This window comes from Polyangium sorediatum (genome assembly GCF_029946465.1).
GTDB classification, from domain to species: domain Bacteria; phylum Myxococcota_A; class Polyangia; order Polyangiales; family Polyangiaceae; genus Polyangium; species Polyangium fumosum.
The window spans coordinates 1-20130 of the sequence record NZ_JARZHI010000119.1; the positions used below are offsets into that span (position 1 = coordinate 1).

Annotated in this window: 15 protein-coding genes; 10 read left to right on the forward strand and 5 right to left on the reverse strand. The window is 69.9% G+C overall.

Annotation, left to right across the window (positions count from 1 at the left end):
• Positions 1-2098: DUF2169 domain-containing protein (locus QHF89_RS47895; protein WP_284721926.1), on the reverse strand; the 2098-nt coding region annotated here is incomplete at its 3' end.
• Positions 2099-2220: 122 nt separating this feature from the next.
• Between QHF89_RS47895 and kamD the strand changes: the two genes are divergently transcribed.
• The gene (gene kamD / locus QHF89_RS47900; protein WP_136971406.1) at positions 2221-3771 is read left to right on the forward strand and encodes a lysine 5,6-aminomutase subunit alpha; all 1551 of its coding nucleotides are present in this window, start codon (positions 2221-2223) and stop codon (positions 3769-3771) included.
• 2 nt (positions 3772-3773) lie between these two features.
• The gene (gene kamE / locus QHF89_RS47905; protein ID WP_136971405.1) at positions 3774-4529 is read left to right on the forward strand and encodes a lysine 5,6-aminomutase subunit beta; all 756 of its coding nucleotides are present in this window, start codon (positions 3774-3776) and stop codon (positions 4527-4529) included.
• Here the strand turns inward: kamE and fghA are convergent.
• Positions 4526-5401 carry an S-formylglutathione hydrolase gene (gene fghA / locus QHF89_RS47910; RefSeq protein ID WP_136971404.1) on the reverse strand — a complete coding sequence of 292 codons (876 nt, stop codon included), beginning with the start codon at positions 5399-5401 and terminating at the stop codon, positions 4526-4528. The two genes, kamE and fghA, sit on opposite strands and share 4 nt — an antisense overlap.
• A gap of 98 nt (positions 5402-5499) precedes the next feature.
• On the reverse strand, positions 5500-6138 hold the full coding sequence (locus QHF89_RS47915) for a class I SAM-dependent methyltransferase (protein ID WP_136929145.1): 639 nt from the start codon (positions 6136-6138) through the stop codon (positions 5500-5502).
• Positions 6139-6334: 196 nt separating this feature from the next.
• Here QHF89_RS47915 and QHF89_RS47920 point away from each other — a divergent pair, with 196 nt between their 5' ends.
• From QHF89_RS47920 to QHF89_RS47955, 8 genes are all read left to right on the forward strand, one after another.
• The gene (locus tag QHF89_RS47920; RefSeq protein WP_136971403.1) at positions 6335-7264 is read left to right on the forward strand and encodes a hypothetical protein; all 930 of its coding nucleotides are present in this window, start codon (positions 6335-6337) and stop codon (positions 7262-7264) included.
• Between the two features lie 92 nt (positions 7265-7356).
• Positions 7357-8634, forward strand: a complete 1278-nt coding sequence (locus QHF89_RS47925) for a DUF1552 domain-containing protein (RefSeq protein ID WP_136971402.1) — start codon at positions 7357-7359, stop codon at positions 8632-8634.
• Between the two features lie 32 nt (positions 8635-8666).
• On the forward strand, positions 8667-11042 hold the full coding sequence (locus tag QHF89_RS47930; protein ID WP_284721927.1) for a DUF1592 domain-containing protein: 2376 nt from the start codon (positions 8667-8669) through the stop codon (positions 11040-11042).
• Positions 11043-11098: 56 nt separating this feature from the next.
• Entirely contained in the window at positions 11099-12667 is a 1569-nt protein-coding gene (locus QHF89_RS47935) for a glycoside hydrolase 5 family protein (protein WP_136971400.1), read from the forward strand.
• A 57-nt stretch (positions 12668-12724) separates the two neighbouring features.
• Positions 12725-13519: a hypothetical protein gene (locus tag QHF89_RS47940; protein WP_136971399.1), complete on the forward strand. Its 795-nt coding sequence runs from the start codon at positions 12725-12727 to the stop codon at positions 13517-13519.
• Between the two features lie 37 nt (positions 13520-13556).
• Entirely contained in the window at positions 13557-14351 is a 795-nt protein-coding gene (locus tag QHF89_RS47945) for a PhzF family phenazine biosynthesis protein (RefSeq protein WP_136971398.1), read from the forward strand.
• Between the two features lie 46 nt (positions 14352-14397).
• Positions 14398-16524: a serine/threonine-protein kinase gene (locus tag QHF89_RS47950; protein WP_136971397.1), complete on the forward strand. Its 2127-nt coding sequence runs from the start codon at positions 14398-14400 to the stop codon at positions 16522-16524.
• 202 nt (positions 16525-16726) lie between these two features.
• Positions 16727-17698 carry a PAS domain S-box protein gene (locus QHF89_RS47955; protein WP_284721928.1) on the forward strand — a complete coding sequence of 324 codons (972 nt, stop codon included), beginning with the start codon at positions 16727-16729 and terminating at the stop codon, positions 17696-17698.
• Positions 17699-17720: 22 nt separating this feature from the next.
• Here the strand turns inward: QHF89_RS47955 and QHF89_RS47960 are convergent, their stop codons facing one another.
• Together QHF89_RS47960 and QHF89_RS47965 are read right to left on the reverse strand one after the other, a co-directional pair.
• Positions 17721-18632 carry a GNAT family N-acetyltransferase gene (locus tag QHF89_RS47960; RefSeq protein WP_136971396.1) on the reverse strand — a complete coding sequence of 304 codons (912 nt, stop codon included), beginning with the start codon at positions 18630-18632 and terminating at the stop codon, positions 17721-17723.
• An 82-nt stretch (positions 18633-18714) separates the two neighbouring features.
• Positions 18715-20130 (reverse strand): NHL repeat-containing protein (locus QHF89_RS47965; protein ID WP_342763992.1); only part of this gene is annotated, 1416 nt, incomplete at its 5' end.

Consider the following 20130-nt stretch of genomic DNA (forward strand, 5'->3'; position numbering starts at 1 on the left):
CCAAGGGCACAACGCCTCCCGCCAAGGGCACAACGCCTCCCGCCAAGGGCACAACGCCTCCCGCCAAGGGCACAACGCCTCCCGCCGAGGGCACGATGCCTCCCGCCAAGGGCACAACGCCTCCCGCCGAGGGCACGACGCTTCCCGCCGAAGGCACGACGCTTCCCCCCAAATGCATGCCGACGCCCGCCAAATGCATGCCGCCGCCCGCCGAAGGCGTGACGCCGCCCGCCGAAGGCGTGACGCCGCCCGCCAAATGCGTGCTCCCGCCCGCCAAATGCATGCCGCCGCCCGCCGAAGGCATGATGCCGCCCGCCAAATGCGTGCTCCCGCCCGCCAAATGCATGCTCCCGCCCGCCAAATGCATGCCGCCGCCCGCCAAATGCGTGCTCCCGCCCGCCAAATGCGTGCTCCCGCCTTCCGAAGGCACGACGCCTGCCCCGGAAGGCACGAGCAGCGGGGGGGCCGCAGGGGTTGGGTTGCCGAACGGCAGGGCAGCATCGGGCGGAAGCTTCGGCTTGCGCTCGGTCGCCGGTTCGGGCTCGTCCGCCGCGGGGGCCGGCGCGGCCGCGCGAAAGGGCAGCGCGGGCGACGCCGCGGGCCTCGCCGTGGGGACGAGCGTCCGCGTGCCGTCGTCGTCCGGCGCGATCATGCCAGACGCGACGAACGGCAGCGTCGCAGCGACTGCAGGCCTCATCGGGGGCACGAGCGTCTGTGTCCCGTCATCGTCCGGCTCGATCGGCGGCACCCGGGCCGGCGCGGACGCGGGTGCAGGGCTGCTCGTCGGCGCCTGGCGCAGCGGCGATCGCTGGAACGGCAGGGTCTCGAACCCCTCGGGTTTGCCCACGTTCCCGGTGGGCGTCACCTCGTCGTCGTCCCGCGCAAACGAGAGCTGCGGACGCTCCGGGCGCGGCGCGGACGGCGGCACGGCAGGGGCGCTCGACGGCGCGAACGGAACCGCGGCCGCAGGATTCCGAGGCGCGCCCAGGGCGGGCATGGTCATCGTGCGCGAGGTGGGCCCCCGCTCGGGCGTCGCCAGGGCCTTCGTGACGCTCTCTGGAGCGGCTTGCGCGACACTCGGCGCGACACTCGGCGCCGCGCTCGGTGGAACGCTGGGCGCGACACGCATCGCCCCGATCCCCTGCGTCGGCGTGACGACCACGACCCCTTCTTCCTGCGCGTGCCGCAGCGGCACCGCCGCGCGCCACGTCACGCTGCAGACCGCTCGATCCGTATCGATGAACAGCGTATCCGCGCGCAGCCACACTTCCTGCGGGCTGCTCCCGCTCCGCGTCACCATCGCCCGCGGCCGCACGTCCTCGACGAGCGCGATCATCCGCGGCTGCTCGGGGTGCAGGTGTTCGAGGAGGATCTGCGCTTGCGCCGGCAGCTCGGTGATCTGCTGGTCCTTCGGCGCCGCGTTCCAGTACGACGCATCCACGCCCGCGGGCAACGGATGCTCGTGCCACCCCTCGTGGGGCCACGTGCTCCGGTGCGCACGCAGGTGCTCCATGCGTGTCGGCCAGCGCGACGCGATCGGCCCGAAGCCGACGGGCGGGACCTCCTGCACCGGGCTCCGCAACACGAACCCCGCCGGCTCGAAGTTCGGCGGAGGCCCCGGCGCGTTCGCGGCCATGCTCGGCGGGATCCCCACGGGGTTCCACGACCTCGGCCCGCCCGCCGCCCGCATCCAGCGCAGGGGCATCCGCGTGAACGGCACGGCGTCCGAGAGCCTGCCATCCGGCAGCCAGTAGCGATCGCCGTAGGCCACGATCGCCTTGTTCAGGGACCCGACCGCGACCCGCGCGACGAGCGACGGCACGGCCTGGCCCTGGGGCGCCCAAACGTGCCCCACGACCATCACGTCCACGTGCCGCTTGAACGGCGCGAAATCGTTCGGCAAGCGGACGCTGCGTGGCGAACCGTCCTGCCAGTAGACGTCCATCGCCTGCGGCGCGTCGGGCGACCCGACGAGCTCGCACGGCCCGTTTCGCAGCGCGTACGTCGCCTTGCAGACGACCGTCATCACGAAGGCGTCGCGGCGCGGCTGCCAAACGAGCTTCGCCACGGCGAGCGGAGGGGTCGCGGAGACGTGCACGGGCGTCAGTTTACCATCACGCCGCTCGCTCGATGAGGCCTCGGATCACGCGCTCGGGCGCGGCTCGCGGGGCGAACCCTCGGCGTTGACAATCGGACCCATCCGCGCCATTTCCGAGCGCCATGGCCAAGGTCCCCCTCGATCACGCGACCGTCGACGCGTGCCGCGCTGCGGCGGCCGCGATCGCCGACGACGTCCAGCGCTTCATCGACCGCCACACGACCGTCGGCATCGAGCGCACCGTCGCGCGCGCCTATGGCGTCACGGGCGCGGATCCCGAGGGCACGCCGCTCGCGAACGCGCTCGTCGACCGCATCCACAAGGCGGGGCACACGGGCCGCGGCGTCGCCTACTTCCTCGGACGCGCGCTGCTCGAAGGCGCGAGCTCCGCGCAGGAGGCCGCCGAGCAAATCGCCTACGGCGGCGCCTCGCTCGACGTCGAGGGCGGGCCCACGACGCACGAATGCCGCGGCGCCCTGGAGCTCGAAACGCAGAGGGCGATCGCCCGCATGGACGAGGCCCGGCGCGCGCGCGAGGTGTTCAAGGCCCGCTTCCCTGCGGCCGAGCTCCCGCTCAAATACGTCATCGTCGCCACCGGCAACATCTACGACGACGCGGTCCAGGCCAAGGCCGCGCGCTTCGCGGGCGCGGACATCGTCGCGGTCATCCGCGCCACGGCGCAATCGCTCCTCGATTACGTGCCCGAGGGCCCGACGACGGAGGGGTATGGGGGGACGTACGCCACGCAGGAGAACTTCCGCATCATCCGCAAGGCCGCGGACGAGGCGAGCGAGGAGACGGGCAAATACCTCGCCCAGACGAACTACTCCTCGGGCCTGTGCATGAGCGAGATCGCGTGGATGGCGGCGGTCGAGCGGCTCGACATGCTCCTCAACGACGCGATGTACGGCATCCTCTTCCGCGACATCAACATGGAGCGGACGTTCGTCGATCAATACTTCTCGCGCCGCATCGTGGCCCGCAGCGGGATCGTGATCAACACGGGCGAGGACAACTACCTCACGACGGCCGACGCGGTGGAGAAGGCGCACACCGTGCTCGCCTCGCAGTTCATCAACGAGGCGTTCGCGCGGCGCGCGGGGCTCTCGGACGATCAGATGGGCCTCGGCCACGCCTTCGAGATCGACCCCTGGCTCGAAGACAGCTTCCTCTTGGAGGTCGCGCAGGCGCAGCTCGTCCGGCAGATCTTCGACAAGCACCCCATCAAATGGATGCCGCCCACGAAATTCAAGACGGGCGACGTCTTTCACAGCCACGTGCACGACGCGATGTTCAACCTCGCGGGCGTCATGACACACCAATCGATCGAGCTGCTCGGCATGTTCAGCGAGGCGATCCACACGCCCCTGCTCATGGATCGGTATCTCGCGCTGAAGAGCGCGAAATACGTCTTCGGCACGGCGAAGCACCTCGGCGACGAGATCCAGTGGAAGCCCGGCGGCATCGTGGAGCGGCGCGCGAAGGAGGTCCTGCACAAGGCGCACGAGCTCTTGGACCAGGTGAAGGGCGACGGCATCTGGGACGCGATCGGCGGGGGCGCATTCGGCGACGTGAAGCGCAGGCGCACGGGCGGCAAGGGCCACGCCGGCGTGGCGGCGCGTGACCCCGAGTATTTGAACCCGATCCTCGACGAGCTCGAAGGAGGCCGCTGACCATGGCGAAATGGCTACGCGCGTACGGGGACCGTGAAGGCGACGGGATGGTGCAGATGACCTTCACGCTCGCGATCCTGCCGGGGGATCGCGCGCGGGAAGCCGCAAAGCGCTTCGCCGAGGCCCACGGCCTCAAGGACCCGCTCATCACGACGATGGAGCAGTGCTCCCAGCAGCACACCTATTTCGTGGCCTACGGGCATTCGGCGCACCAGATCGACGTCGACACCATCGACGTCGCCGAGCTGGCCGCGAAGCCGCTCTCCCGCGAGCAGATCGAGGCCATGGGCAAGGAGCTCGGCCGCAAGATCGTCGTGGTCGGCGCGTGTACCGGCTCGGACGCGCATACCGTCGGGATCGACGCGATCCTCAATTACAAGGGATTCGCCGGGGAGAAGGGCCTCGAAAGCTACAAGTGCTTCGACGCGCACAACCTCGGCGCGCAGGTCGAGAACGTCGAGCTGGCCGAGCGCGCCAAGGCGCTCGGGGCCGACGCGATCCTCGTCTCGCAGGTCATCACGCAGCGCAACTGCCATAAAGAGAACGCGGCGGCGCTCATCGATCTCCTGAACAAGCAGGGCGTCCGCGACAAGTTCCTGCTGCTGCTCGGCGGCCCGCGCATCGACAACAAGCTCGCGCTGGAGCTCGGCTATGAAGGCGGGTTCGGGCCGGGGACGAAGCCCTCGATGGTGGCCGCGTTCGTGGCGGAAGAGGTCCTCCGCCGCGCGCGGGGCAAACAGGTGGATCCGCGGCGCTAGCGCAAGGCGGCCGCGTGGTGCTCCACGTGGTCGCGCATGAACGACGCAATGAAATAATAGCTGTGGTCGTACCCCGGCTGCATCCGGAGCGTCAGCGGATGCCCCGCGGCCTCGCACGCCGCGCGGAGGAGCTCCGGCTGCAATTCCCGCGTGAGGAATTGATCCGCGTCGCCCTGGTCGATCAGGATCGGCAGCCGCTCCTTCGCCTCGCGCACGAGCGCTGTCGCGTCCCACGCCTTCCACGCCTCCCGGTCCGCGCCGAGGTACGCGCCGAGCGCCTTTTCGCCCCAGGGCACCCGGCTCGGCGCCACGATCGGCGAAAACGCCGACACCGATCGATATCGCCCCGGGTGCTTCAGCGCGAGCACCAGCGCGCCGTGCCCGCCCATCGAATGCCCGAAAATCCCGCGCCGGTCCGAGAGCGCCGGCAGGTGCGCCTCCACGAGCCCCGGCAGCTCCTCGGCCACGTATTCGTGCATCCGATAATGCTTCGCCCAAGGCGCCTCCGTCGCGTCCACGTAAAACCCGGCGCCTTGCCCGAGGTCGTAGGCCGGATCGTCCGCCACGCCCTCGCCGCGCGGGCTCGTGTCCGGCGCGACCACGATGATCCCGTGCCGCGCCGCGTGCTCCTGCACGCCCGCCTTCGTCACGAAGTTCTGCTCCGTGCACGTGAGCCCGGAGAGCCAGTAGAGCACGGGGCAACGCCCGGACTCGGCCTGCGGGGGCAGGTAGACGCCCACGTTCATGCTGCAGCCGAGCGCGCGAGATTCGTGCCGCAGCACCTTCTGGTGGCCGCCGAAAGAGCGGTTCGTCGAGACCTGGGTGAAGGGGCTCGGCGATCCGGAGCCCGGCGTGTCGAACGAGTTCGTCATGGCGACGGCGAGACTACCCGAGACAGCCCCCGCCGTGCAATGCAGAGCGCCGCAGCCTCCGAGCACGGCCGGGCGTGCCCGAGGCCGCCAAACCTCGATTAGCCCGTCCGCTCGACCGACACGAGCCACGCCTCCGCGTATCCCTTGCCGCCGAGCATGTGCTCGTACCGCGCCGGCCGAATCTCCCGCACCTTCCAGCCCGACGCGAACGCCCTCCGAAGGTCCTCCGGCGAAAGCCGCCGCGGCCCCTCCGCGCCCGGCTCCCGATCGCTCCATACGAGCGCGTGATACATGCTGCCCGGACGAACCACGTGCGCCAGGCTCGCCACGTAGTGCGCCCGCATTCCGCTCCCGAACACGTGGAGCAGCCCCGAATCCAGCACCGTATCGAACGTCCGCCCGAGCATCTCGAGCTCCAGCGCATTGCCGCGCACGAAATGCACCGACACGCCGCTCCACTGCGCGCGTGTCCGGGCCTTCGCGAGCGCATTCTCCACCATGTCGAGCCCCGTCACCGCGTGCCCCCGCGCCGCGAGGAAAATCGCGTTGTCGCCGGGCCCGCAGCCCACGTCGAGCACGTCGCCGCGGAACCCTCCGGCCTCCGCCAGCGCCACGAGGTCCGCCTGGGGCCGGCCGATGTCCCAGGGCGCGTGCACGCCCTCCTCGTAGGCATGGTGAAACGCCGAAGGCTCCGGTGGAGCCGTCCTGTCCCGCGTGCCTTCACTTTCGCTCGCCATCACCCCTCCTCCACGTCCATGTCTCGGGTGGATCCCTCTCCATGCGGCGGCGCCTCCAGGACGGCAAGGTTTTGCGCGCGCGGATTCGTGCGCGTGCCCTGCCCTCCGCCTTCCGCGCGGCGCGCCTCGCGGAAGGCTCGACGAGCGCGAGCACGAGCGGTAGGTAAGAAGGCTCCCGCGTCGCCTCCCAAGCGCCATGCGTCTCTCCCAAGCGCCCCTTTCCCTCTTCGCCTTCGCCCTCGCGGGCGTGCTCGGGGCCTGCCCGCGCGCCGCGGCGGCCGCGCCCCCGGGGGACCCCGCCGCGCAAAAACAAGCCTGCGCAGACGCCTCCGAGCAAGGCCAGGAGCTGCGCGACCAGGGCAAGCTCCTCGCCGCGCGCGAACGCTTCCTCGCTTGCGCCGCGGAGGCCTGTCCCGCCATCGTCCGCAAGGACTGCGCCGACTGGCTCACCGATCTCGACGAACGCACCCCCTCGATCGTCCTCGATGCGCGTGGCCCCGTGGGCCAGGATCTCACCGACGTCCGCGTCCTCGAAGGCGAACGCGTGCTCGCCTCGTCCCTCGACGGCAAAGCGATTCCCCTCGATCCGGGCGAGCACCGCCTCCGTTACGAGTGGCCCGGCGCCCCCGCAGTCGAGGAGCGTGTCGTCCTCCGCGAAGGCGAGCACCGCCGGCGCCTCTCCGTCCGATTCGTCGGCGCCGCACCCCCCGCGCCGAAGACACCCGCGCCTGCCGCGCCTCTGCCGCGCCCCCTTCCCCTCGCGCCCCTCGTCCTCGGCGGCGTGGCCCTCGCGGGCGGCGCCGCGTTCGCCGGCCTCGCCGTGAGCGCGAAGAGCGATTACGACCACCTCGACGCCACGTGCGCCCCGCGCTGCACCGCCGACCTCGTCGACCCCGTCCGCACCAAGCTCCTCCTCGCGAACGTGTCCCTCGGCGTGTCCGTCGTCTCCCTCGGCGTCGCCACGTTCTTGTGGTTCACCCGCCCCAAGGGTCCGCCCGGAAAAACCCCGACGACCGCCTTCGCCATCACGCCCCTGCCCGGCGGCGCCGCGGCCTTCCTCGGCGGCCCCCTCCCGTTCGAGGGATCGCCCCGCTCCAGCGTGATCCCACCGATCACCCCCCCATGAACGATCCGATCACCCCTTCGCGCCTGCCCCTTCTTTCCCGGCCGTTTTGCTGATCCTGCGCCCCGGCATGCCCGTTGCCATGGGGACGGGGCATGAAGCACTGGAACCGTCGACGCTTCCTCTCGGGCATGGGCGCGGCCCTCGTCGCCGCCCCCGTCCTCGGCCTCCTCGAGCGTGACATTCGCGCCGAAAACGCGACGCCGGCCCGCCGCCTCGTCGTGTTCTTTTCGCCCAACGGCACCATTCACAAGCACTGGCGCCCGAGCGGCAGCGGGTCGAACTTCTCCTTCCCCGCTGGCAGCATCCTCGAGCCCCTCGCCGCGCACAAGAGCCGCATCATCGTGTGCGACGGCCTCGATTTCCACGGCGTCGACAACCACGAAGCCGGCATGGCCGCCATGCTCACCGGCGGCGGCACCCTCGGCACGGAGACCGCGGGCAAGAGCCTCGATCAATACATCGCCCACCGCATCGGCCAGAACGATCGATTCCCCTCCCTGGAGCTCGGCGTGCAGACGAGCGCCTGGGGCGGCGGCATCCAGACCCGCATGTCGTATGCCGGCCCCGGGCAATTCGTCCCGCCGGACGACAGCCCCAAGAGCGTCTATACCCGCATGTTCGGCGACGCCCTCGGCGGCCCGGGCGAGCTCGACGCGGCCCTCGCCCGCAAGAAGAGCATCCTCGATCTGCTCCGCGGCGAGCTCGGCACCTTGCGCGGCAAGGTCGGCGCCCACGAGCGCGAGAAACTCGACGAGCACCTCGCCTCGCTGAAGAAGATCGAATCTGGCCTCGAAGGCCCGCTCTGCGCCCCGCCCGCCGCCCCGCCCGCGGTCGGCACGTACAGCAACGACGCGTTCCCCACGATCGGCAAATCCCAGATGGATCTGCTCGTCCTCGCGCTCGCGTGCGACATGACGCGCGTCGCCTCCGTGCAATGGAACCACACCGTCGGCCCCGTCGTCATGAGCTGGCTCGGCGTCGCCGAGGGCCACCACGGCCTCTCCCACAGCGACGACGGCAATTCGAAGGGCGTCGCCGAGTTCGTCGCCACCGAGCGCTGGTATGCCGAGCAGTTCGCCTACCTCCTCGAGCGCCTCTCCACCACGGCCGATCCGCAGGGCGGCATGCTCCTCGATTCCACCGTCGTCCTCTGGTGCAAGGAGCTCGGCGACAGCCGCCTCCACGATTGCAAGTCCGTGCCCTTCGTCCTCGCGGGCGGCGGCGGCCTCTCGACGGGCCGGTATCTGAACTTCGGCGGCGCGCCGCACAACCGCCTCCTCGTCTCCGTCTGCCAGGCCCTCGGCCTCGACAATGAGACCTTCGGCGACCCGCAAAAAGGCTCGGGTCCCCTGCCGGAGCTCTTCGCGTGAAAACCCCTGGAACCAACGTGGGAGCCATGGCCATGCTGCGTACTGTCCTTCGCTCGAATTCGATCCGGATCACGGGCGCCCTCGCGCTCACGGCCGCCTTCGCGGGCTGCCTCGGCGGGGAAGACGAAAAGGAGGGGAACGCGCCCGGCGTCGTCGGTTGTCCGGACGACCTCGCGTTCTTCCAGAACAACGTCTACGAGCCCCTGCTCGAAAAGAAATGCTTCGTTTGCCACAGCGCGACGGGCATGGCCGGCAAGAGCCGCCTCGTCCTCACGCCGCGGAGCGAGCCCGACGCCCTCGAAAAGAACCTCAAGGTGGCCCGCGCGCTCGCCGTCGAGCAGGAAGGCGGCCTCTCCGTCCTCCTCTCGCGCCCCTCGGGCCAGCACCCGAATGGCCACCCCGGCGGCACCCTCTTCGAGCAGGGCACGCCCGATTACGCGACCCTCTCGCTCTTCGTCACGCGCACGACCCGCGGCGAAGGCTGCGCCGCGCCCTCCGCCGCCTGCACCACCGTGCAGCCGGGGCCGCGTGTCCTGCGCCGCCTCACCCGCCATGAATACGACGCCACGATCGCGGAGCTCTTTGGCATCGAGTCGCAATGGGGCGCCTCCTTCGTCCCCGACATCGTCATCGGCGGCTTCGACAACAACGAGGACGCGCTCCGCGTGAGCCCGCTCTTCGCCGACCAGGTCCGCCGCGCCGCCGAGGAGATCGCGACGCTTGCACTGACGAACCCTTCGAGCATCCTGCCCTGCGACCCCGTCGCCGCGGGCCCCGAGGCGTGCGCGAAGACGTTCGTCGACACGTTCGGCAAGCGCGCCTTCCGCCGCCCGCTCAGCGCCGAAGACGCCAAGCGCTACGTCACGCTCTACCAGACGATCGCGGACAAAGAAGGCTTCAACGAGGGCATCGAGGCCGTGATCACGGCCATGCTCCAGTCGCCGCATTTCCTCTATCGCACCGAGATCGGCGACAATTCGATCGCCAGCGAGGGCGGGCGTGTTCGGTTGACTCCCCACGAGATCGCCACCGAGCTCTCCTACATGCTCTGGGGCACGATGCCCGACGACGAGCTCTTCGCCGCGGCCGACGCGAATGCGCTCGGGACGCCGGAGCAGATCGAGGCCCAGGCCAAGCGCCTGCTCCAGGATCCCCGGAGCGACGAGATCCTCGAGCGGTTCGCCATTGCCTGGCTCGAGCTCGATCGGCTCGACGCCGCGCCCAAGGACTCCGCCACCTACCCCGAGTGGAACGCCGACATCCGCGCCGCCATGATCGAGGAGACGCGCCAGTTCGTGCGCCACGTGATCCGCAATGGGGAAGGCACGATCGCGGAGCTGCTCGATGCGCCTTACACCTTCGTGAGCCCCAAGCTCGCGACGTTTTACGGTTTGCCCGCGCCCGCGGGCGCGGCCGACGAGAACGATTTTGGCATGATCGAGCTCGGCGACTCCGGCCGCGCCGGCATCCTCACGCACGGCAGCGTCCTCGCCACGCATGGAAAACCGGCCGGCTCCTCCCCCGTGCATCGCGGCAAGCTCATCCGCGAGCGCTTATTTTGCCAGCCCTTGCCGCCGCCGCCGCCCGGCGTCGTCGCGGAGCCGCCGCCCGTCGATACCACGAAGAGCACCCGCGAGCGTTACGCGGCGCACACCACCGTCGAGCTCTGCAAGAGCTGCCACGACCTCGTCGACCCCATCGGCTTCGCCTTCGAGCATTTCGACGGCATCGGCCGGTATCGCGCCGACGAGAATGGCCTGCCGATCGACGCCTCCGGCGAGATCCTCTCGGCCCCGGCCACCACGGGCAGCTTCGTGGGCGTTCCCGAGCTCGCCACCGTCCTCGCGGACAGCGCCGACGCGCAGGGTTGTTATGCGCGCTCGTGGCTCCGGTATGCGTATGGCCAGCTCGACGAAGGCCGGCTCGCTTGCCTTTCGAGCCAGGTCGCGGACGAGTTCCAGAAAGGAAACCTCCGCGTCCTCGACCTGCTCGTCGCGCTCACCCGCACCTCGCATTTCACCGAGCGTGTCGCCGATCCCCCGGAGCCCGGCGGCCCCAGCAATCCCTCGGGCACGGGCGGCGGCGGCGGCGCGGGCGGCGATCCGACCGGGTCCGGCGGCGCGGGCGCCTCGGGCGGCGGGGATCCCGGCCCCACGCTCCCGTACGTCGTGGATACGACCGTCGACAGCGATTGGGGCAGCGGGTATCAGCTCACGATCCAGGTCACGAACATCGGGAAAGAATCCCTGACCTGGTCCATCCCGATGCAAGTCGAGGGCACGATCGCCAATATCTGGAATGCGAGCTACACGGTGGCGAACGGCACCACCCATTTCGTCGGCGCCGAGCACAACGCCACCCTCGCGCCCGGCCAGGCCACGAGCTTCGGCTTCGTCGCGAATCGCTGAGCGCAGAGAACCCGACTTTCGATCCGGACGGGCGGGCCCTACGGTTCGCGGAGACCATGGTCGCCGCGCCGCCCGCCCTCGCCGCTCCCGCCCTCGACCTCCCCACGACCTGGTACGGCCCCGCCGTCGCGCGCTTCGAGGCGGAGTTCCCTGGCAATCCCTACGATCCCGACGAAAACGACGTCCGTGTCGTCTTCGTCGGATCAAGCGGCGAGCGGATCGAGCGCATCGCCTATCCCGACGGGACCTCCGCCTACGAGGCCGTCCTCGTCGCGAAGGCCCCCGGGCCGTACCGACCCCTCCTCTATCGCAATGGCGTCCTCCAGCCCGCCCGAGCCCGGAGCGACGTCGTACGTCTCGACGAACGTTTGCCGCGCGGCTTCCTCCGGGTCGATCAGCGGAACCCGAACCGCTTCGTGTGGGACGACGGCACGCCGTATTATCCGCTCGGCTTCAACCTCGGCTGGCAAATGCCCGAAATGCCGCCCATGACCACGCAGATCGCGCGCATGGGCGCAGCCGGGATCCAGTGGACGCGCATCTGGGCGAGCTCCTGGGATGGGAAAAACCCGTTCTGGCCCGTGAACGACCCCGCTGCGCCGCGGGATCGGCTCTGGCCACCGGCGCTCGCGAAATGGGATGCCCTCTTCCAGGCCTGCGAGAAGGCCGGCATCTCGATGCAGATGGTCCTCTTCAACCACGGAGCCTTCAGCACCTTCGTCAATCCGAACTGGCCCGATCACCCCTGGAACGTGGCCCGCGGCGGATTTCTCGCGGACGCAGCCGACGTCTTTTCGGACCGCGAGGCGCGGCGGCGCATGAAAATGTGGCTCCGCCACGCCGTCGCCCGTTATTCGCATTCCCCGGCCCTCTTCGCCTGGGAGCTCTGGAACGAGGTCGAGTGGACCGACGCCTCCTTCGCCGGGCGCTTCTCCGACATCACGGCCTGGCACGAGGAGATGGCGTGTTACCTTCGATCCCTCGATCCCTACGGCCACCCGGTGACCACGAGCGCGCTCCTCGCCCCCGCGTCGACGTGGCGCTCCATGGACTTCCTCCAGCCCCACCTGTACACGGATGCCATTGCTCTCTTCGCCCGCCTCGGCTGGCTCCCGACCCGCGCGCCGGCCTTTTTCGGCGAGGTCGGCCCCTCGCGCCCCGCGCGGGTGAACCTGCGAGCCTTCGTCCGCGACGCCCTTTATGCCGGCATGCTCCGCAATCAGGCCGGCACGCCCATGTTCTGGTACTGGGACCTCGTCGAAAAACACGACCTTTATGGAGAATTCCGGACCGCGGCGAAGGTGCTCGACGTGAGTCGTCTCCCGTCGCATGCGCGCGCCGAGGCGCGACCCATCCTCGTGATCCCGCCTTCGCCTGCCCTCGCGCTCGGGGAATGTGATTGGTTGACGGTCCGGATCACCGCCCCGTCCCCCCGCACGGTCCGTATCCTCGGCGCGCGGCTCGACCAGGGCGACTACCATCGCACGACCATCGACCTCGACACCGGTCAATCGTCCGAGGATAGGGTTCGTGTCGGACCAACGGGCCTGGAGGTCGCCCTCCCGGCGGCCGACGTCGTCATGGTCCTGGACAAACGCTCCGGTGGCTGCCGCGACGAGGCTTGACAATCGGGCGCGTATGGAGCCTTCATGCGGGCCCGTTTTTCCGGAGCCTACGAAGCCATGCCCTCGACGCGAAGCCACGCCCATCGCGCCCTCCCCTTCCTCGGGGTCGCCCTCGCCGCCTGCAACCCGGGTGGCTCCTCCTCCGCCCCTGCGCCCGCGGGCAGCACGAGCGCCGCGGCGGCGCCCGCGCCCACCGCCGCGCCCGGGGAGAAGCTCGCCATTCGACGCGTTTTCAAGGCTGGTGCCGTGTATTCGGTCGAGACGAAGGAAGCGACGTCGAAGCGGACCCAGCTCATGACCGCCGAATTCGAGGTGAAAGAGGCGACCTGCAAGAGCTGCACATCGAGCCCGGAGGACCCGGGTTTTTCCGGGCTCCTGCGCCTGATCGAGTACGGCGACGCGGGAGAGCCGCGAAAAAGCCCGAACGTGATCTATGCCGTCGAGGGCGTGCCGAGACGCAAGGACTGGACCGCGAAGGTCACGGCGCCAAACCCCGAAATGGCGATGTGGGAGCGCTCCCGGTCCCTCCACGCGCTCATGGGGGATATCTGCCCGCTCACCAAGGATTTCCCCGATCTCGCGCCAGGCCAGCGGGAAGAGACGACGTACAACGGCATGAAGCTCGTGTATGCGCTGGAGAAAATCGAGCGCGAGGGGGACAAGGCGTTCGCCGTCCTCACGCACGAGTGGACCCCGCTGCCCGACAAGAAGGCCGACCACGGGGAGACGTGGCGCGCGCGGATCTCCCTGGAGGACGGCTTCACCGGCACGTGCCACCACGAGTTCGTCGCGTATTACAAGGACCCGCCGGAAACCACGACGTTCGACGTCACCGTGAAACGGACGCGCTGAGCTCGGCCATGGTAAAGCTTGGTCTCGGAGGAGACACGTGACCGAGATCCCGCTCTACCAGATCGATGCCTTCACGCGCCGCCCCTTCGCCGGCAACCCCGCCGCCGTATGTCCCCTGCCCGCGTGGCTCCCGGACGCGACGCTCCAGGCGATCGCCGCGGAGAACAACCTTTCGGAGACCGCGTTTTTCGTGCGCCAGGGTGACCGCCACGAGCTGCGCTGGTTCACGCCCTCGGTCGAGGTCGATCTCTGCGGCCACGCCACGCTCGCCGCCGGATACGTCGTCCTCGAGCTCCTCTCGCCGGACCTCCCTTTCGTCTCGTTCCACACGCGGAGCGGCGAGCTCGTCGTGCGGCGCGCCGAGGGCTTGCTCTCGATCGACCTGCCCGCGCGCCCGCCCGCGCCCACGCACATCACGGACGCGCTCGCCGAGGCGCTCGGCAAGCGACCGACCGGGGCCTTTGCCGCGCGCGATCTCGTGGCCGTGTACGACAGCGCCGAGGACGTCCGCGCGCTCCGGCCCGACATGGCGAAGATCGCGGCGCTCGATACGTTCGCGGTGGGCGTCACCGCGCGAGGGACGGGAATCGACGCGGACGTCGATTTCGTGTCCCGCTTCTTCGCGCCGGCGAAGGGCGTCCCCGAGGATCCCGTGACGGGATCCCTGCATTGCACGCTCGTGCCCCTCTGGGCCTCCGAGCTCGGCCGGACGCGGCTCCAGGCGCGGCAGGTGAGCGCGCGGACGGGCGAGCTCGACTGCACGCTCGCGGGGGATCGCGTCCTGCTCGCGGGCGGCGCGGTGCTCGTGATCGAAGGCCGGATGCGCTTCTGAACCGGCTTCCCTGACGCCGCGCGGAAAGGTATCTTGCCGGCGGCCCATGATTCCCGTCCTGCGGTGCACCGACCTCGAGCTCACCGATCTCGCCGACGACAAACCCGCGCTCGTCGACCCGGAGACCGGCGAGCCCGCGGGCCTCTCCCTCGTGCAGTGGCTCGGCTCCGGCGGAATGTCCGCCGTATTCCTCGCCGAGCGTGACGAGGAAACGGCGGCGCCCGGCCTCTCGGCGCTCGCGCCCTCCCGGGTCGCGGTGAAGCTCGTCAAGCCCGGGACCGAGCAGGGCCTCGCGCAGATGGGCATGACGAGCCGGGACCTCGCGCAACGCGAGATCGAGGCGCTCGAACGGGTGAAGAACCTCGTCCCGCCCAGCGAATTCGTCATCGGATATTACGGGCACGGCAGCGCCGAGGTCGCGCTCGAAGACGAGCCGCCCCTCATCCTGCCCTGGATCGCGCTCGAATACGTCGAAGCATCCAGCGAGGGCGTGACGCTCACCGATCGCGTCAGCAAAGCGCGGGAGACGGGCGTGGATCCGGTCCGCGCCCACAGGCTCGCGCGCGGCATGATCGAGGGTGTCCGTGTCCTCCACGGCCTCGGCATCCTCCACCGCGACCTCAAGCCCGACAATGTATTCGTCGCCGGCCCACTGGACGATGAAACGCCGAAGATCGCCGATTGTGGCATCGCGCGTGTCGACGGGCTCGCGCTCGCGACCGTGCAGGGGATCACGCTCGGGTATGGGGGCCCCGAGCAGGCGCTCTCGTCGGTCGCGCCCTCGCGGCGCAATCCGCTCGTCGGGCCCTGGACGGACGTGCACGCGCTCGCCTCCACGATCTGGTTCCTGCTGACGGGCGAGGAATGGTGCCGCTCGATGCCCGCCTGGTACATGGGCGAGCGGCGCAGCCTGCGCACGGCGAAGAAGCTGCACCGCGGCTTTTTGGCGGCGGAGGAGCTGCTCGGCGCCATCGACCTCGCGCTCCGGCAAGGCGCCTCGCCGGTGCTGCCCGAGGGGACGTGGGACCTCGACGGCGCCACGTTTTACGAGACACACGCGCGCAAATTGCTCGGCGGCTCCATGTTCGAGGGTTCGCCGCCGCGCTTCCCCTCGGTCGACGCGTTCGCCGAGGCGCTGCTCCCGCCCCTGGAAGCGGCCGCGGCGCGGTGGATCGAAATCGCGGCGCGCGAGCACCAGCCGATGACCTCGTTCCGCAAGACGCGCATCTTGCCGTCCGAGGAGGAGGTCTTCGCCGCGATGGACGCGCTCGCGCCGCCGCGCACCACGAGCGAAAAGCCCCTCCTTTTGGAGCCGGGCGGCGTCGTGTTCCTCCCGGGCCCCTGGGGATTCGCGCGCTCGGGCAGCGAGCTGCATGGTTTGTCCAAGAAGGAGCCGCGCACGTTCTCGGTCGACGTCCCACGGCCTTATAGAGCGCAGATCGCCGCCTCCCGGTGGCTCGTGCGTGGCCCGGGCGGGGGCATTGCGCTCGTGGGCCCGGCCCACGTCCTCTTGCAGCGAGGCGAGTCGTTCGTGCAGGGCACGCTGCCGCGGCGCGCGGACGAGGGGCCCGTCGGTGAAATCGTGGCGACGCTCGGCGACGGCCGTGCCTTCGGGGTGGTGACGGCCGACGCGGGCGAAGGCGGACCGGAGCTCTGGCTCTCGAACGACGGCGTACGCTGGGCCGATCCGCTCCTCTTGCCGCTCGGCGGCGAGGTCTCCGCGATTGCCTCGGGCCCGCTCGGCTTTTTCGTCGCGGGCAGCTTGCGCGGCAAGAAGGCGCGCGCCTTGTGGATTGGATACGACCAAGAGGTCCGCTCCTCCGCCGCGAGCTTGAACGACAAACCTGCCTTGCTCCTTTGCGTGGCGGGCGCCGAGGGCGAAGCGTGGGCCGCGGGCGTGGGCGTCGTGATGCGCTTCGATCGCGGAGGATCCGCGGTCGAGGCCTCCGAAGCGGAGGGCCTTCCCGTGGCAATGGGCCTCGACGACGAGGGCGTGCCTTGGCTCGTCACCGAGCGGGAGGTCTTCCGAAGGCACGGCGGCGGCGTTTCGCCCGTGTGGAAGCGATATCATACGCAGCGGAAGGGCGCGCCGCGGCTCGTGGCGATTGGTTTTCCGCCGGGCGGGGTGCGCGTCGTGGACGCGGTCGGGGGCGGGGCCGTCTTGCGGACGTGAGCGGACGCAGGGGGCGAACGGCGTAAGGCTCTCGACGCCGACGCGCTGGATCCGGTTCGACGCCGGGACCGAGCACCTGGCGTCAGCACCACATTCTGCGGATCACGCGCGCGTCCCCGCTGTTCGTAACTACAAACAACGATATTTCCGAGGTGTGCCAGCAGGTGTATCCTAGGGGAACGTTCATCTTCATACGGGGGCCATGAGCACGTACACGCCAGATCATCCTACGCTCGGTTACGTGGAGCTGGAGCGCCGCAATGCTGCGCTGGCCGCCGAGAACCAGGCCCTCCGCGCCCAGGTGGAGGACGCGCGCCGGCTCCTCGAGGACCAAGCGCTCGTCGAGCAGGAGCGGCACCTCAATGAGGAGCGGTTCCAGCAGATGTTCGATTGTTCACCGATCGGACTCGCCATCGTCAGCCTCGAAGGTGGCTTCGTCCGCGTGAACCGCGCGCTCGCCGAGATGCTCGGCTACACGCCCGATGAGCTCCTCCAGCTCCGCTTCCAGGACATCACGCACGCGGACGACCTCGAGATCGACCTCGATCTCCTCGGGAAAACGCTCCGCGGCGAGATCCCGCGGTATCAGCTCAAAAAGCGGTTCATCCACCGGAGCGGGGCGATCGTCGACGTCCTCCTCCACGTCGCCCTCGTGCGCGACGCGAACGGCGCGCCGGTCCATTTCATGTCGCAGCTCCTCGATATGACCGAACAGAAACGGGCCTACGAGGCGCTGCGGACCAGCGAGGAGCGCCTGCGCCAGCTCTCCACGCCCCTCGTCCCCATTCGCGAGGACGTCGTGGCCATGCCGCTCATCGGCGCCATCGATCCGGCCCGCGCCGACCGGGTGCTCGAAGTGCTCCTCACGGGCATCAGCGGCGGGCGCGTGCGCGTGGCCATCCTCGACGTCACCGGCGTGGTCGACCTCGACGAACAGGTCGCGGGCGCGCTCGTCCGGACCGCGCACGCCGTACGCCTGCTCGGCGCGCAGATGGTGCTGAGCGGCATTCGCGCCGAGGTGGCGCGCACCCTCGTGGAAATCGGCGCCGACCTCTCGGGCATCGTGACGTGCGCGAATCTGCAGGCGGCGATCACGTATGCGCTGCGGCTCTCGCGCAGCAGCGCCGCCCAGGAAGCGGGCGTGACCAGCCATGGGAATGCGCAGCGAGGGTAGAGGGTAGGAGGAACGCCGCGCCCTACAGGAGGGGCCCGCGAAAGAGAAGCATACTCGCCAGAGGCCGGTACCCCATCGACGCGTTGAGGTGTCGGATCGGAGCATTCTCGACGATGTTCTCCGTCACCAGGCGTCGAAAGCCGGCCCGCTTCGCGCCGGCCACCTGCGCCCGTTTGAGTGCGCTCGCGATGCCGCGGCCGCGCCACGCCCGCCGCACCCCCGTGAGGCTGTGGAATGCGACGCCGCCGCGGCCGCGCTGAAGCACCGCATACCCGACGACCTCGGCGCCCTGCATCGCGATGAACGTGAGGTCATGGGTATGGATGGGCCGGTCCATGTCCGTGGCGCGCCAGTCTTCGAACGATCCCACGTCGTCCGCCGCCTCCCCCGGGATGTCGAGAATGGCCTCGCGCGCGACCTGGTACATGCCGCGCAAAAGATCGGGCCGCTCGGCGCGGGTCACGATCGTGATGCCGTCCGGCAGCTTCACCTCGGGCATGGGCGCCGCATCGAGGTCCAGCGCGAGCTCGAGCTGACGCCCCACCTCCTCGTAACCGCGCCGTTCGAGGTAACCACGAGCGTCCCCCGCACGCTCGTGCGCTTCGATTTCGAGCTTCTGCAACCCGAGCCCCCGCGCGTGCTCCGAAAGCGCGCCGTGCATCGCCGCGGCCACGCCCCGGCGCCGATGCTCGGGCCGCACCCATAGCCCCGCCACGCCACACGCATTCGCGCCGTGGCCCCCGGCAGGTCGGACGAAGGCGGCGCCCACGGCCTGCCCGTCGATCCGATAGACCCCATCCAAGCGACCCGGATGAAGGCCGCGCAGATGGCACGCATCCTCGAAGGAGGGGATCCCCCAGACATCCGCGGCGTTCACCACGTCGACCCAATCGCGGAGGGCTTCGTCCCCCGCGACGATTTCAAGGGGTGGCATGGAGACCGTTCGTGCCCCGGCACGGGCTGCCCGTCAAGGGCCGCCCGTGCCGGGGCTGACGCACCGGGGGGGAGGAAATCGTTCAGTTCCCGACGGGCAGGAGGAGCAGCACGCCGTCGTCGTTCCCGGGGCCCATGCCCACGGATTTCGCTCCGACGATCGCGGCGTGCTTCTGGTCGGGCGAAAGCGCCACGCCCCAGAACATATCGGCCGCTCCGCCGAGATCGTATTGCTTGTAGCCCTTCGGCGCGAAGGTCGTGTCGACCTCCCCGTTCTCGGTCAACACGCCGACCATCGCGTCGATGTTATCGGCCGCCGGTCTCCCGCCGCCCACGAGCAGCGAGCGCTTGTCACCGAGCCCGACAATCGCACGGCCGTTGTCGGTGTTGCCGGCCAGGTCGATACGGACGTGCCCATTCTGGCCGTACGTCGTATCGAGCTTGCCGTCGCCCGTGATGCGGAGCGACAGCCAGTCGACGTTTTCATTGCCGCCATTCGAACCGTAACCCACGGTCACGAAGTTCGACCCTTGCGGGATGATGTCGTAGGCCTCGGCGACCGAGGCGAGCACGACCTGGTTGAACACGCCGTCCGTGCCGAACGTCGGGTCGAACTTACCCGTGCTGTCGAGTTTGTAGATCACGGGGCTCACGATGTTGTCCCCGTCCCGGTTGTACCCGGAAATCACGGCGCTCCCGTCGGCGAGGATGCGGCCCGACTTCGGGGACGCATTCTGCTGGGCGATGTCGAGCAGCACGACGCCGTTCGTCCCGAAGCCATTGTCGATCGCCCCGTTGGCGCTCAGGCGCACCGCGGCGAAATCCGTGTCCGTGCGGCCGGGCGCCTTCTGCGCGCCGACGACGAGCAGCCGATCGTCCGCGTAGACGTTCAGGCCCCACTGCGTATCGGCGACGTACGTATTGCCCACGAGCTCGCCCTCGCTCAGGTCGAGCACGGTCACCCCGTTCATGCCGAAGGTCGTATCGAGCGTCCCGTCGGCGTTGAACCGCGTCACGGCGAGATCACGATCCCGCGCGTCCGCCGCGCCCGCGTGCTCGATCGTGCCGGCGACGACGATCTTGCCCGTCGATTGCACCACGATCCCGCGCGTCACCTCGCCGTTCGTCCCCACCGCCACGTTGTGCGTCGCGATGCCATTGGTGCCGAACGTCGTATCGATCTCGCCGGTCGGCTTGAACTTCACGACGATCGTCGCGAAATCCGCGGTCGCGTCCGTCGACGGCGCTGCGTGGCCGGTCGCGTAGAAGTTGCCCTGCGCGTCGAACGTCACGCCGTACAGCCGATCGTGCCCCGCTTCCGAAACGGGCACGGGCACGAGCTTTTCCTCCTCGCCCCCGCCGGCGCCGCCGGCGCCGCCCATTCCACCGGCGCCGCCCATTCCGCCGGCCCCGCCCGTGCCGCCGATGCCGCCCGTGCCGCCGACGCCGCCCGTGCCGCCGACGCCGCCCGTGCCGCCGACGCCGCCCGTGCCGCCCGT

Bases quoted from the DNA above. Each gene is read 5' to 3' on its own strand.
- kamD (WP_136971406.1), top strand. From the start codon at position 2,221: ATGGCCAAGGTCCCCCTCGATCACGCGACCGTCGACGCGTGCCGCGCT.
- kamE (WP_136971405.1), top strand. From the start codon at position 3,774: ATGGCGAAATGGCTACGCGCGTACGGGGACCGTGAAGGCGACGGGATG.
- fghA (WP_136971404.1), bottom strand. From the start codon at position 5,401: ATGACGAACTCGTTCGACACGCCGGGCTCCGGATCGCCGAGCCCCTTC.
- QHF89_RS47915 (WP_136929145.1), bottom strand. From the start codon at position 6,138: ATGGCGAGCGAAAGTGAAGGCACGCGGGACAGGACGGCTCCACCGGAG.
- QHF89_RS47920 (WP_136971403.1), top strand. From the start codon at position 6,335: ATGCGTCTCTCCCAAGCGCCCCTTTCCCTCTTCGCCTTCGCCCTCGCG.
- QHF89_RS47925 (WP_136971402.1), top strand. From the start codon at position 7,357: ATGAAGCACTGGAACCGTCGACGCTTCCTCTCGGGCATGGGCGCGGCC.
- QHF89_RS47930 (WP_284721927.1), top strand. From the start codon at position 8,667: ATGCTGCGTACTGTCCTTCGCTCGAATTCGATCCGGATCACGGGCGCC.
- QHF89_RS47935 (WP_136971400.1), top strand. From the start codon at position 11,099: ATGGTCGCCGCGCCGCCCGCCCTCGCCGCTCCCGCCCTCGACCTCCCC.
- QHF89_RS47940 (WP_136971399.1), top strand. From the start codon at position 12,725: ATGCCCTCGACGCGAAGCCACGCCCATCGCGCCCTCCCCTTCCTCGGG.
- QHF89_RS47950 (WP_136971397.1), top strand. From the start codon at position 14,398: ATGATTCCCGTCCTGCGGTGCACCGACCTCGAGCTCACCGATCTCGCC.
- QHF89_RS47955 (WP_284721928.1), top strand. From the start codon at position 16,727: ATGAGCACGTACACGCCAGATCATCCTACGCTCGGTTACGTGGAGCTG.
- QHF89_RS47960 (WP_136971396.1), bottom strand. From the start codon at position 18,632: ATGCCACCCCTTGAAATCGTCGCGGGGGACGAAGCCCTCCGCGATTGG.